Source organism: Psychrobacter sp. TB20-MNA-CIBAN-0197, assembly GCF_040309765.1.
Classification (GTDB): Bacteria; Pseudomonadota; Gammaproteobacteria; order Pseudomonadales; family Moraxellaceae; genus Psychrobacter; species Psychrobacter submarinus.
The window spans coordinates 1-262 of the sequence record NZ_JBEOPC010000821.1; the positions used below are offsets into that span (position 1 = coordinate 1).

A 262-nucleotide genomic window follows, 5' to 3' on the forward strand; every position below is an offset into this window, starting at 1 on the left:
GCTGCAGACTGTGCCGATTGGATGGCAATCTCTGCCAGCTCTTCCGCATTGGGATCTGGGTTGATGGCGCAGTCACCATAGACGACCACTTGCTCAGGCAATAGCATAAAGAACACAGACGATACCAAAGAGTACTGCGGCGCGGTCTTAATCAACTGGAATGCTGGGCGGACGGTGTTGGCAGTGGTATGAATCGCACCCGAAACCAAGCCATCGACTTCGTCCATCTGTAGCATGATGGTACCCAAGTACACGGTATCTT

At 52.7% G+C, this 262-nt stretch carries 1 protein-coding gene; it reads right to left on the reverse strand.

All coding sequences use genetic code 11. The features are described 5' to 3' along the window. The coding region (locus AAEY83_RS16145; RefSeq protein ID WP_351060628.1) for a phosphate acyltransferase at positions 1 to 262 on the reverse strand (262 nt) is incomplete at both ends.